Source organism: Rhodococcus sp. IEGM 27, from assembly GCF_033142305.1.
GTDB classification, from domain to species: Bacteria; Actinomycetota; Actinomycetes; order Mycobacteriales; family Mycobacteriaceae; genus Rhodococcus_F; species Rhodococcus_F oxybenzonivorans.
Genome location: NZ_JAWLSG010000002.1, coordinates 739,596 through 751,674, shown reverse-complemented (window position 1 = coordinate 751,674; position 12,079 = coordinate 739,596). Strand labels below are relative to the sequence as shown.

Annotated in this window: 12 protein-coding genes; 3 read left to right on the top strand and 9 right to left on the bottom strand. The window is 64.7% G+C overall.

Going from position 1 to position 12,079, the window contains the following annotated elements; translation table 11 throughout:
- The first annotated feature begins 3 nt into the window (after window positions 1-3).
- On the top strand, window positions 4-570 hold the full coding sequence (locus tag R4P95_RS09910) for a TetR/AcrR family transcriptional regulator (protein WP_109330192.1): 567 nt from the start codon (window positions 4-6) through the stop codon (window positions 568-570).
- A gap of 15 nt (window positions 571-585) precedes the next feature.
- On the opposite strand, the gene R4P95_RS09905 is transcribed toward R4P95_RS09910, so the two are convergent.
- Both R4P95_RS09905 and R4P95_RS09900 read right to left on the bottom strand, forming a co-directional pair.
- Complete coding sequence (locus tag R4P95_RS09905; RefSeq protein WP_109335127.1) at window positions 586-801, bottom strand: helix-turn-helix domain-containing protein; 216 nt, start codon at window positions 799-801, stop codon at window positions 586-588.
- 72 nt (window positions 802-873) lie between these two features.
- On the bottom strand, window positions 874-2,505 hold the full coding sequence (locus R4P95_RS09900; protein ID WP_109335128.1) for an ABC-F family ATP-binding cassette domain-containing protein: 1,632 nt from the start codon (window positions 2,503-2,505) through the stop codon (window positions 874-876).
- 881 nt (window positions 2,506-3,386) lie between these two features.
- Here R4P95_RS09900 and R4P95_RS09895 point away from each other — a divergent pair.
- Complete coding sequence (locus tag R4P95_RS09895) at window positions 3,387-4,535, top strand: lycopene cyclase family protein (protein WP_213571996.1); 1,149 nt, start codon at window positions 3,387-3,389, stop codon at window positions 4,533-4,535.
- A gap of 31 nt (window positions 4,536-4,566) precedes the next feature.
- Window positions 4,567-5,460, top strand: a complete 894-nt coding sequence (locus R4P95_RS09890) for a Ku protein (protein ID WP_213571995.1) — start codon at window positions 4,567-4,569, stop codon at window positions 5,458-5,460.
- Window positions 5,461-5,526: 66 nt separating this feature from the next.
- On the opposite strand, the gene R4P95_RS09885 is transcribed toward R4P95_RS09890, so the two are convergent.
- The 7 genes from R4P95_RS09885 to R4P95_RS09855 form a co-directional block, all read right to left on the bottom strand.
- Entirely contained in the window at window positions 5,527-5,940 is a 414-nt protein-coding gene (locus R4P95_RS09885; protein ID WP_213571994.1) for a metal-sulfur cluster assembly factor, read from the bottom strand.
- The gene (sufU, locus tag R4P95_RS09880; protein ID WP_213571993.1) at window positions 5,937-6,434 is read right to left on the bottom strand and encodes a Fe-S cluster assembly sulfur transfer protein SufU; all 498 of its coding nucleotides are present in this window, start codon (window positions 6,432-6,434) and stop codon (window positions 5,937-5,939) included. Before sufU ends, R4P95_RS09885 begins: the two co-directional genes overlap by 4 nt.
- On the bottom strand, window positions 6,431-7,690 hold the full coding sequence (locus tag R4P95_RS09875) for a cysteine desulfurase (protein WP_213571992.1): 1,260 nt from the start codon (window positions 7,688-7,690) through the stop codon (window positions 6,431-6,433). Before R4P95_RS09875 ends, sufU begins: the two co-directional genes overlap by 4 nt.
- Before the next feature lie 6 nt (window positions 7,691-7,696).
- The gene (gene sufC / locus R4P95_RS09870; protein WP_159922627.1) at window positions 7,697-8,503 is read right to left on the bottom strand and encodes a Fe-S cluster assembly ATPase SufC; all 807 of its coding nucleotides are present in this window, start codon (window positions 8,501-8,503) and stop codon (window positions 7,697-7,699) included.
- Window positions 8,504-8,544: 41 nt separating this feature from the next.
- Entirely contained in the window at window positions 8,545-9,774 is a 1,230-nt protein-coding gene (gene sufD, locus R4P95_RS09865) for a Fe-S cluster assembly protein SufD (RefSeq protein ID WP_213571991.1), read from the bottom strand.
- Window positions 9,774-11,234, bottom strand: coding sequence for a Fe-S cluster assembly protein SufB (gene sufB / locus R4P95_RS09860; protein ID WP_213571990.1), 1,461 nt, complete (start codon window positions 11,232-11,234; stop codon window positions 9,774-9,776). Before sufB ends, sufD begins: the two co-directional genes overlap by 1 nt.
- 82 nt (window positions 11,235-11,316) lie before the next feature.
- Window positions 11,317-12,066 carry a helix-turn-helix transcriptional regulator gene (locus R4P95_RS09855; protein ID WP_283254004.1) on the bottom strand — a complete coding sequence of 250 codons (750 nt, stop codon included), beginning with the start codon at window positions 12,064-12,066 and terminating at the stop codon, window positions 11,317-11,319.
- Window positions 12,067-12,079: the final 13 nt, after the last annotated feature.

Sequence of the window (12,079 nt, the reverse complement as noted above, 5' to 3'; positions counted from 1 at the left end):
CCTGTGCCCAAGGTCAGTGAAGACCATCTCGCGGCACGGCGCAGTCAGATTCTGGACGGCGCCCGCCGATGCTTTGCGGAATACGGATACGACGGTGCCACGGTCCGCAGGCTCGAAGAAGTGACCGGCCTGTCGCGCGGAGCGATCTTCCACCACTTCAAGGACAAGGACGGATTGTTCCTCGCGCTCGCACACGAGGACGCAACGAGGATGGCCGACGTCGTCGCGCAAGAGGGCCTCGTTCAGGTCATGCGCGACATGCTCGCTCAACCCGACCAGTTCGACTGGCTCGGCACCCGGCTCGAGATCGCCCGCCGCCTGCGCAACGACGCCGATTTCCGCCGAAGCTGGTCACAGCGCTCAGCTGAACTGACCGAGGCCACCATGGCGCGCCTCGCACGGCAGAAGTCCGCCGGACGTCTGCGCGACGACGTGCCCACCGACGTCCTGATCGGATATCTGGATCTCGTTCTCGACGGACTGGTCGCACGAATCGCGTCGGGACAGGCAGGCGACAATCTCTCCGCCGTCCTCGACCTCGTCGAGGAATCGGTCCGGCGCCGGGACTGAACCCCGAAGGAATTCTCAGGTCGGGCGGCGGTGCGCCCCACCCCTCCCCCGCAGCTCTACATGCGACTCGGCGAGCATGTTCCGTACAAACCCGTACGAACGTCCCATCTCCCGGGCGAGCGAGCGAATACTCGCACCGGCCTGGTACCGATCCTTCAACTCCGCTTGCAGATCGGCGCGGGGCGACCCCGTGATGCGAGCACTCTTGGCGAAAACACCGATGTCAGCCATGCATTCCTCCAGTCGACGAGCGACGGTGGTGGCTTCCACGGTAGAACGTCGCCGCGACGGGATCAACGCACGTCAGGCGAGCTGGATCAGTTCCAGATACTCCTGAGACCAGTGGTCTTCGGTGCCGTCCGGTAGCAGGATGACCCGTTCCGGGTCGAGCGCCTCCGCCGCACCCGGGTCGTGTGTCACCAGCACCACAGCGCCCGTGTAGCTGCGGAGGGCATCCAGAACCTGTTCGCGCGATACCGGATCGAGGTTGTTGGTGGGCTCGTCGAGCAACAGCACATTGGCCGACGACGACACCAGACCCGCCAACGCGAGACGGGTCTTCTCACCCCCGGACAACGTGCCGGCGGGCTGCTCGAGCTGCGGACCGGTGAACATGAACGCACCGAGCAGCGAACGCAGCTCCTGCTCCCCCGTGTCGGGCGCCGCGTGGCGGATGTTCTCCCACACCGAGGCGTTGTCGTCGAGTGTGTCGTGCTCCTGCGCGAAGTACCCGATCTTCAACCCGTGCCCGGGGACGAGCCCGCCGGCGTCCGGTGTCTCGACGCCACCCAGAATGCGTAGCAACGTGGTCTTACCGGCACCGTTGAGGCCCAGGACCACCACGCGGGAGCCCCGGTCGATCGCGAGATCCACTCCGGTGAAAATCTCGAGGGAACCGTAGACCTTGGTCAGGTTCTCCGCCATCAACGGCGTCTTCCCGCAGGCAGCGGGTTCGGGGAACCGAATGCGAGCAACCTTGTCGGAAACCCGTTCGGCGTCGAGCTCGGACATCATCTTGTCGGCGCGCTTCGCCATGTTCTGCGCAGCAACGGCCTTCGTGGCCTTCGCGCCCAGCTTCGCGGCCTGAGCGCGCAGGGCACCGGCCTTCTTCTCGGCGTTGGCCCGCTCACGGCGCCGACGCTGCTCGTCCGTGGCCCGCGCGTCGAGATACTTCTTCCAGGTCATGTTGTAGACGTCTGCCTCACCGCGCACGGCGTCGAGGAACCACACCCGGTTGACGACGTCGTTGAGCAGTTCGACATCGTGGCTGATCACGATCAGTCCACCCTCGTGGCTCTGCAGGAACCCGCGCAGCCACGTGATGGAATCGGCGTCGAGGTGGTTGGTCGGCTCGTCGAGCAGAAGCGTCGTGTCCGACCGTCCGCCGCTGCCATCCGAGGCCGCGAACAGAATCCGGGCCAACTCGACACGGCGGCGTTGCCCGCCCGACAGGGTGTGCAGCTGCTGGCCGAGGATGCGGTCGGCGAGACCGAGACTGTTGCAGATACGCGCTGCTTCGCTCTCCGCTTCGTATCCGCCCAGCGCGGAGAACCGTTCCTCGAGATTCCCGTACTTGCGCACGGCTTTGTCCCGTTCGGCGTCGTCGACCACTTCGGCCATCAGAATCTGCTGCTTCTCCATGTCACGCAGCAACGCATCGAGGCCCCGCGCCGACAGAACGCGATCTTTCGCGAGAACGTCGAGATCGCCCTCCTTGGGATCCTGCGGGAGGTAACCGAGGTCGCCGGTCCGGACGACGGAACCGGCGTAGGGTTCGCCCTCCCCGGCGAGGATGCGAAGCGTCGTCGTCTTACCGGCACCGTTACGGCCGACCAGACCGATCCGGTCGCCGGGCTGCACCCGCAAGGCCGGCCCGGGCGCAGACAGCAACGTCCGCACTCCGGCTCGAACTTCCAGGTCGGTAGCGGTGATCAACAAAACTCCTAGGAAAAAAGCTCAAAATTTCGATGAGAGAGGCGCGCGCAGAACGCACGAACCCGTAATTTTACCTCGAGCTTCGACCCAGCCAGAACACGCGCACCAGTGATTCCGCTAACGCGCGCCCATGGCAACGGACACAGGAGTGGACTCCTCGAAGGATCTACACGGAACTCACCGCCCTCATGACGGGCGCGAGCCGAGGGATCGGCAGAGTTGCTCGGCCGCGGGCGCTGACGTCGTGATCACGGCCCGCAAACCGGAACCGCTAGCTCTCAGATCGGTGCCGTTGCATCTCCCCCAGACGGCAGCATTCCGTAGGGCCGCACGGCGTAGGCCGCCGCACTGCCACACTTCGAGTACAGAGCGACGCCGCCGAGCGAACAGACACGGGGGCGGTCATTGCTGATGCTGGCGGTAGTACGTCGAGTCGGAAATGGGGCTTCTGAGGGTGATGATGATGGTTCAAGAATAGGTGGGCCGTGATATAAATTCGGGATATTAAGGTGTTCCGTCCCGTTCCGAGTCGTACGGTGGATTCGACGAAGTCACCTCCGCAAAATGCCTTCTTGCGCTCGCCGTGCCGACGCACGGCAAGCGCAAGAGGTCCGCTGTCGCGTCGGCGCGACTACTGCACTGCTGACTCCCCTACCCCGCCGGCAATGCAGCGCGTGCGCCTTCGGCCTCCCCCATTCAGGTCCGGCACCGGCAGTGGCTTTTCGGACTGGTGATATACGTAAGGTGCAGCGATGTCGAATGGGTGCCGCTACTGCCCCGCATCTGGACGTTTACAACTTCCGTAATCGGGTAATTCGGGCGTTCCGTCCTGGGCGGACTCGAAAGCGCTCTCACCCCGGTGTTCATGAAAAGCTGGCACTGTGGCAGCCACATCACATCCGCCGAACTGGGACGTCGCGATCGTCGGGCTCGGCCCTGCCGGCCGCGCACTCGCGTACCGGGCGGCACTCCGTGGCCTCGCCGTGGTGGCGATCGACCCCCACCCTCGGCGTAGCTGGACCGCGACCTACGGTGCGTGGGAGGACGAGCTCCCCCACTGGTTGCCGGAAGCATCGATCGCTACCCGGACCCCTCGGCCGACGGCATGGACTACACGCCGACAGGCAATAAGCCGCACCTACTGTGTCTTGAATACACCTTTGCTGCAGTCAATGCTGTCAGACGGAACAGCGACCGTAATCGCAGGTAAAGCAGTCGACCTCTCCCCCACTTCCGTGTTCCTCGGTGACGGGACGACCGTGGACGCGCGCGTGGTGGTGGACGCGCGCGGGACCGGAGACAGCCCCGACCTTGCCCAGCAGACCGCGTACGGCGTTGTAGTCGACACGGGCACGGCGGCCGGCGCTCTGGACGGCGAGCGCGCCCTGTTCATGGACTGGCGAACCGACAACGGCACCTCGTCGTCAGATCCGCCGTCCTTTCTCTACGCCGTGCCGCTGTCCGCCGATCGGTTCCTTCTCGAGGAAACATGTCTCGTCGGTCGTCCAGCTCTACCGGTGTCGGAGCTCGCGACAAGGCTCCACCGGCGGCTGCGACACCGCGGAGTTTCCGTTCCGCCACGCTCCAACGTGGAACGCGTCCGGTTTGCGGTCGAACCGCCCCAAGACGCCGGCCGTACGGTGGGATCGGGGCAGGTCCGTTTCGGCGCCCGTGCAGGCCTGATGCATCCGGGCACCGGATACAGCGTTGCCGCATCGCTCAGTTGCGCGGACGCCCTGACCCGCGACCTCGTGGAGGGCACTTCGGGCCGGCTCTGGCCCTGGAGGGCACGAACAGTGGCGTCGCTGCGGTCGATCGGGTTACGCGCACTCCTCCGACTCGACGCGGAATCGGTACCGGAATTCTTCGAGCATTTTTTCGATCTTCCCCCGCATGTACAGGTGGCCTATCTGTCCGACCGTGCACATCCGGCCGCGACGTTGTCGGCCATGCGACGGATGTTCCTCGCTTCGTCCGCGGATATTCGCGGTGCAATGCTGCGCTCGGTGCTTCCCCGGGAAGTTCGATGAAGTGTCGCGCGAAGCCTGAAAGGGGACCATTATGGAACGCATGCGGTCGATATGGAAGGGCTCGATAGCGTTCGGTCTCGTCAACGTGCCGGTCAAGGTGTATTCGGCAACCGAGGATCACGACATCAAGTTTCACCAGGTCCATGCCAAGGACGGCGGGCGGATCAAATACAACCGGGTGTGCACAGAATGCGGCAATGTCGTTCAGTACGCCGATATCGACAAGGCCTACGATTCCGACGACGGTGTCCGAGTAGTCCTGACGGACGACGACTTCGGGAAGCTTCCCGCCGCCGAGAAACACGAAATTCCGGTGTTGCAATTCGTCCCCACCGATCAGATAGATCCCATTCTGTTCGAAAAGAGCTATTACCTCGAACCGGATTCCAGCTCGCCGAAGGCGTACGTGCTGCTGGCGACCGCGCTCTCCGAAAGCGACCGTACGGCGCTCGTGCACTTCACGCTGCGTCAACGCACTCGTCTGGCGGCGATGCGCTCCCGGGACGGCGTCCTGGTCATTCAGACGCTGCTGTGGCCCGACGAAGTACGTGAAGCGTCCTTTCCGTCGCTCGACAACGTCGACAAACCGAAGGCGAAAGAACTGGCGATGGCGGAAACGCTGGTCGACAGCATGGCCGAGGATTTCGATCCCACCGAGTTCACCGACGACTACCAGGTTCAGCTACGGGAGCTGCTGGACGAGATGATCAGCTCGGGTGGCAAGAAAGTCATTCCTGTTGCGGAAACCGAGAAGGCCGGCGAAGACGCCGAGGTGGTCGACCTGGTAGCAGCGCTACAACGCAGTGTCGACGCCGCCGGCAAGAAGGCGGCTCCCGCGAAGAAGCCTGCCAAGAAAGCTCCCGCGAAGACCGCGGCGAAGAAAACCGCGTCGAAGTCCACTGCCTCGGAGCGCAAGCGCGCTTGAACGGGCATTCACGCGCAGGGCCCGGCGAGAAGATCTCGCCGGGCCCTGCGCGTGAATGACGGTAACTCAGACGGTGAAGCCGAGAGCGCGTAGTTGCTCGCGCCCGTCCTCCGTGATCTTGTCCGGACCCCACGGCGGCAGCCACACCCAGTTGATCCGCAAGTCGTTGCACAAGCCGCTGCGCACCAGTGCGCCACGCGCCTGATCCTCGATGACGTCGGTCAGCGGGCACGCCGCCGAGGTGAGGGTCATGTCGAGAATGACCACGTCCTCGTCTTCGGTGATGCCGTAGACGAGTCCCAGATCGACGACGTTGATGCCGAGCTCCGGATCGACGACGTCGCGCATCGCCTCCTCGAGTTCCTCGAGCCGCTCAGGGGCGGGAACCACCCCTGCGGTGGAGGTTTTCTCGGCCTGGTCGGCAGTCGGCTGCTCCGTTCCGGCAGCGACATCCGTATCCGGGGTCTGCGTCTCGCTCATGATGCCTGTCCTCCGATTCGAGCTGGTTCGCCGTCTTCTGTCGCGACCGAATCTTTCTCGGCCACAATCTGAACAACGGCGTCCTTGAATGCCATCCATCCCAGCAGCGCGCATTTGACGCGGGCCGGGTACTTCGAGACGCCGACGAAGGCGATGCCGTCACCGAGGACGTCCTCGTCTCCCTCGACGGTACCGCGACTGCCGACCATCTCGCTGAACGCCGCGACCGTCTGCAACGCCCGGTCCACCGGCATTCCCACGACCTGATCGGTGAGAACGGAGGTGGATGCCTGGCTGATGGAACAACCCTGACCGTCGTAGGACACGTCGGCGACCGTGCCGTCATCGGTCACGTGCACCCGCAAGGTCACTTCGTCGCCGCACGTGGGATTTACGTGGTGCACCTCCGCACCGAACGGCTCCCGCAGGCCGCGACCGTGAGGGTGCTTGTAATGGTCCAGGATCACTTCCTGGTACATCTGTTCCATTCTCACGCGGGCGCCTCCCCGAAGAAGTCCTGCGCTCGACGGATCGCAGCAGCCAGCGCCGCGACCTCGTCGAGTGTGTTGTACAGCGCGAACGACGCCCGGGCGGTGGCTGCGACTCCGAACCTCCGGTGCAGTGGCCACGCGCAATGGTGTCCGACGCGGATGGCCACGCCCTCGTCGTCCAGAATCTGGCCGAGATCGTGTGCGTGAATCCCGTCGACCACGAAGGAGACGGCGCCACCCCGGTCCGCTGACGAGGTCGGACCGATGATCCGTACTCCGTCGATGGCTCCGAGAGCCTCGAGCGTGGCTCCGACGAGCGTGTGCTCGTGCGCCGCGACGGCGTCCATCCCGATGTCCTCGAGGTAGCGCACCGCTGCGCCGAGACCGACTACCTGCGACGTCATGGGCACGCCCGCCTCGAACCGCTGCGGCGGTGGCGCGTATGTCGTGCGCTCCATGGTGACGGTCTCGATCATCGATCCGCCGGTGATGAACGGCGGCATCGCGTTGAGCAGCTCGCGCTTGCCGTAGAGAACGCCCACCCCGGAAGGCCCGAGCATCTTGTGACCGGAGAACGCCGCGTAGTCGACACCGAGCGCATGGAAGTCGACAGCCATGTGCGGCACAGATTGGCATGCGTCCAGCACGACGAGAGCGCCGACGGCGCGGGCACGCCGGACCAGCTCCTCGACCGGCGCGACTGCTCCCGTGACGTTCGACTGGTGCGTGAACGCGATGACCTTGACGGCCTCGGTCAACTCGAGGGAGTCGAGATCGATCCGACCGTCGTCGGTGACTCCGTACCAGCGCAGCGTGGCGCCCGTGCGCCGGGCAAGTTCCTGCCAGGGCACAAGGTTCGCGTGGTGTTCGAGTTCGGTGATCACGATCTCGTCGCCCGGTCCGACGTGCCGATCGAAGCGGTCGTCACCGAGCACGTGCGTGACGAGGTTCAGCGACTCCGTCGCGTTCTTGGTGAACACCAATTCGTCGCTGTCTGCACCGACGAACGCCGCGATGGCCGCACGCGCGTTCTCGTAGGCATCGGTGGCCTCCTCCGCGAGTTGGTGCGCGCCGCGGTGCACCGCCGCATTACAGGTCGTCAGAAACTCCCTCTCGGCGTCGAGCACCTGAGTCGGGCGCTGCGATGTCGCGCCCGAATCGAGGTACACCAGCGGTTTTCCGTCGCGCACCGTTCGAGCCAGGATCGGGAAATCCTCCCGGATCCTGGTGACGTCGAACACGCTCACCGAGGTGGTCATCTGCGTTTATGCTCCTTGCGTTGCGGCAGCCTGGGTGAAGCGCTCGTAGCCGTTGGCCTCGAGCTCGTCGGCCAGTTCCGGCCCGCCCGACTCGACGACACGTCCGCCGACGAACACGTGCACGTATTCGGGCTTGATGTACCGCAGAATGCGGGTGTAGTGCGTGATGAGCAGGATTCCGCCGTGGTCGCGCTCCTTGTAGCGGTTGACTCCCTCGGAGACGACACGCAGAGCGTCCACGTCGAGGCCTGAGTCGGTCTCGTCGAGAATCGCGATCTTCGGCTTCAGGAGACCGAGCTGCAGGATCTCGTGACGCTTCTTCTCGCCACCCGAGAACCCTTCGTTGACGCTGCGCTCCCCGAAGGACGGGTCGATGTCGAGCTCGGTGAGAGCCTCCTTGACTTCCTTCACCCAGTGGCGCAGCTTCGGCGCCTCCCCGCGCACGGCGGTGGCCGCGGTACGAAGGAAGTTGGACATCGACACACCGGGAACCTCGACCGGGTACTGCATGGCGAGGAACAGGCCTGCGCGGGCACGCTCGTCGACTGTCATCTCGAGGACATTCTCACCGTTGAGGGTGATCGACCCGGAGGTCACCTGGTACTTGGGGTGCCCGGCGATGGCGTAAGACAGCGTCGACTTGCCGGAGCCGTTGGGCCCCATGATCGCGTGGGTCTCGCCGGAGCGCACCGTCAGGTTGACGCCCTTGAGAATGTTGATGGGTTCCGCGTTCTCGTCGGTGTTCGCAACGTCGACGTGGAGGTCCTTGATTTCCAGGACAGAGATTTCGGGGGAAGCGTCAGGGGTAGACATGGGAATCCTTCGAAGAAATGGGCAGTAGTGGTCGAGCCGCGTCAGACGCCGACTGCGGCGAGTTCGGCCTCGACGGCGGCTTCTAGACGCTCGCGGATCTCGGCGACGGCGATCTTGTTGATGATTTCGTGGAAGAACCCACGCACGACGAGTCGCCTCGCCTGGTCTTCCGGGATACCCCGGGCGCGGAGGTAGAACAGCTGCTCGTCGTCGAATCGACCGGTGGCACTCGCGTGCCCGGCGCCGACGATCTCGCCGGTCTCGATCTCGAGGTTCGGGACCGAGTCGGCTCGCGCTCCGTCGGTGAGGACGAGGTTGCGATTCAGCTCGAACGTGTCCGTACCCTCGGCAGCTGCCCGGATCAGCACGTCGCCGATCCACACGGTGTGCGCGTCGGGTTTGCCCGAGTTCGGGTCGCCCTGCAGCGCACCCTTGTACACCACATTCGACTTGCAGTGGGGCTGTGAATGATCCACCAGCAGGCGCTGCTCGAAGTGCTGTCCGGCATCGGCGAAGTACAGGCCGAGCAGTTCGGCATCGCCACCGGGACCGTCGTACTTGACGGTTGCAGACAGACGCACCAAGTCTCCACCGAGGCTGACCGCGTTGTGCCGCAGCACCGCATCGCGCCCGAGGAGCGCGTGGTGCGCTGCCACGTGGACGGCGTCGTCGGCCCAGTCCTGCACGGCGACAACGGTGAGGCGGGCGCTGTCGCCGAGAACGAACTCGACGTTCTCGGCGAAGGTTCCGCTGCCCCGTTGGTCGAGCACGACAGTGGCCTTGGCGAACGCCTCGAGCCGGATCTGCAGGTGGCCGAACGCCACGTTGCCTTCACCGGGACCCGTGACCGTGATGTTGATCGTCTCGGGAACCTCGACCTCACGGCCGACGGTCACGACGGTGGCCGACTCGAATCCCGAGTACGCCTGCGCGGCGACACGGTCGGCGGGCACGCCGGCCTTGCCGAGCCGGGAATCGTCTCGGCCGACGGTCTCGACCTGCACCGTGTCCGGAGCCGCGACATCAACTGTGACGGCACCGTTCGCGACGGCCGTTCCGTCGTGCAACCCGCGCAGGCGACGCAGCGGAGTGAATCGCCAGACCTCGTCGCGACCCCCCGGAACTTCGAAGGCTTTGACGTCGAAGGAGGTGAAAACCTCACCCTTGTTAACGATCGGCGAGCCGGTCGCGGTTCGCCCTATCCGCGGATTCTCTCCCGCGACAGCGCCTTCGACGCCGAGCTTCTCAACACCGGTTTCTGGCGTGGTCACTAACCCACCGCCCCTTCCATCTGCAGTTCGATCAGGCGGTTCAGTTCCAGGGCATACTCCATCGGGAGCTCCTTGGCGATCGGCTCGACGAAGCCGCGCACCACGGTTGCCATGGCCTCGTCCTCGGTCAGCCCGCGGCTCATGAGGTAGAACAGTTGGTCGTCGCTCACCTTGGAGACGGTCGCCTCGTGGCCCATCGTCACGTCGTCCTCGCGGATGTCGACGTAGGGGTAGGTGTCGCTACGGCTGATCTGATCGACCAACAGAGCGTCACACTTGACGGTCGACTTCGACCCGTACGCTCCCTTGTTGACCTGAACGAGTCCGCGGTAGGACGCACGCCCACCGCCGCGAGCCACCGATTTGCTGATGATGGTGGACGACGTATGGGGCGCGAGGTGGAGCATCTTCGCACCGGTGTCCTGGTGCTGTCCCTCTCCCGCGAACGCCACGGAGAGAACCTCGCCACGAGCGTGCTCGCCCATCATCCACACGGCCGGGTACTTCATCGTGACCTTGGAGCCGATGTTGCCGTCGACCCATTCCATGGATCCGCCGGCTTCCACCTTGGTGCGCTTGGTCACCAGGTTGTAGACATTGTTCGACCAGTTCTGGATGGTCGTGTAGCGGCAGTGGCCGCCCTTCTTCACGATGATCTCGACCACGGCGGAGTGCAGCGAATCCGACTTGTAGATCGGCGCAGTGCAACCCTCGACATAGTGCACCGACGCACCTTCGTCGACGATGATCAGTGTTCGCTCGAACTGGCCCATGTTCTCCGTGTTGATACGGAAATACGCCTGAAGCGGGATGTCCACGTGCACGCCCGGCGGCACATAGATGAACGATCCACCCGACCAGACGGCCGTGTTCAGGGCGGAGAACTTGTTGTCACCGGCGGGAATGACCGTGCCGAAGTACTCACGGAAGAGCTCGGGGTGCTGCTTCAATCCGGTGTCGGTGTCGAGGAAGATCACACCCTGCGACTCGAGGTCTTCACGGATCGAGTGGTACACCACCTCGGACTCGTACTGTGCTGCGACACCTGCCACGAGGCGCTGCTTCTCCGCCTCGGGGATGCCCAGCCTGTCGTACGTGTTCTTGATGTCCTCGGGCAGGTCTTCCCAGCTCTCGGCCTGCTTCTCGCTCGAGCGCACGAAGTACTTGATGTTGTCGAAGTGGATGCCCTCGAGGTTGGAACCCCAGTTCGGCATCGGCTTCTTGTCGAAGGTCTTCAGCGCGCGCAGGCGGATGTCCAGCATCCAGTCGGGCTCGCTCTTCTTCGCGGAGATGTCGCGCACGACGTCCTCGGACAGACCGCGCTTGGCGCTGGCACCTGCCGCGTCCGAATCGGACCAGCCGTACCCGTAATGCCCGAGTGAGGCGATGGTCTCTTCCTGCGTGAGCGGCTCGGCATTTGCCGACGCAGCGGATGTCACCTGGTCTGATGTGACGGTCATGCGAGCTCCTTCCGGAGTCTTGTTACGTGACCGGCGAGGGCTGGTCGCCGGGGATCGGTGGCTATGGGGTGTATCGGCGGCACTATTTCGGCCCCGCCGGCGGTACGAGTGGAACGTGCGTGGTGCAGGCGCAGTCACCGTTCGCGATGGTGGCGAGCCGCTGAACGTGTGTGCCCAGTAACTGCGCGAACGCTTCCTGCTCGGCGTCGCACAATTCGGGGAACTCCTCGGCGACATGCGAGACCGGGCAGTGGTGCTGGCAGATCTGGACACCGTTTCCGACCGGGCGCGTGGACGCCGCGAATCCGGCGCTCGTGAACGCATCCGCAATGGCATCCGCGGTCTGTTCGAGATCCTCGGGGGTCTGAGCGGAGGCGGGCTCGACCTCACCGACGATTGCCTGGACGCGGCGCCGGGCAAAGTCGGTGATCGCAGCGTCTCCACCAACTTCGCGCAGTTGACGCATCGCTGCACCGGCAAGATCGTCATAGGCGTGGCCGAGCCGCCCGCGACCCTTGGCGGTGATCTGGAAGTATTTGGCAGGGCGTCCGCGACCACGATGGCGCGCCGCACCTGCGGACGCTTCCCGGGCCTCGCCCGACTCCAGGAGCGCGTCGAGGTGGCGACGTACACCCGCGGCACTGAGACCGAGCCGAGTGCCGATCTCCGACGCGGTAATAGGCCCGTCCTCGAGCAAGAGCTTCACCACGGCCGCCCTGGTGTGGCCTTCGTGGCCCGCGGCGACGGGAGATGCGGTACCGGCCGACAGCGCGGAGGAACGCGCCTGAACAGCGCTTTCCTTGCTCGCTCGGGTCGTCGCATCCGTTTTCACAACACCAGTGTGA

What these genes read in the sequence shown, in the direction of transcription:
- R4P95_RS09905 (WP_109335127.1), bottom strand. Translation starts at nt 801, where the DNA reads ATGGCTGACATCGGTGTTTTCGCCAAGAGTGCTCGCATCACGGGGTCG.
- R4P95_RS09890 (WP_213571995.1), top strand. Translation starts at nt 4,567, where the DNA reads ATGGAACGCATGCGGTCGATATGGAAGGGCTCGATAGCGTTCGGTCTC.
- R4P95_RS09885 (WP_213571994.1), bottom strand. Translation starts at nt 5,940, where the DNA reads ATGAGCGAGACGCAGACCCCGGATACGGATGTCGCTGCCGGAACGGAG.
- R4P95_RS09875 (WP_213571992.1), bottom strand. Translation starts at nt 7,690, where the DNA reads ATGACCACCTCGGTGAGCGTGTTCGACGTCACCAGGATCCGGGAGGAT.
- sufC (WP_159922627.1), bottom strand. Translation starts at nt 8,503, where the DNA reads ATGTCTACCCCTGACGCTTCCCCCGAAATCTCTGTCCTGGAAATCAAG.
- sufB (WP_213571990.1), bottom strand. Translation starts at nt 11,234, where the DNA reads ATGACCGTCACATCAGACCAGGTGACATCCGCTGCGTCGGCAAATGCC.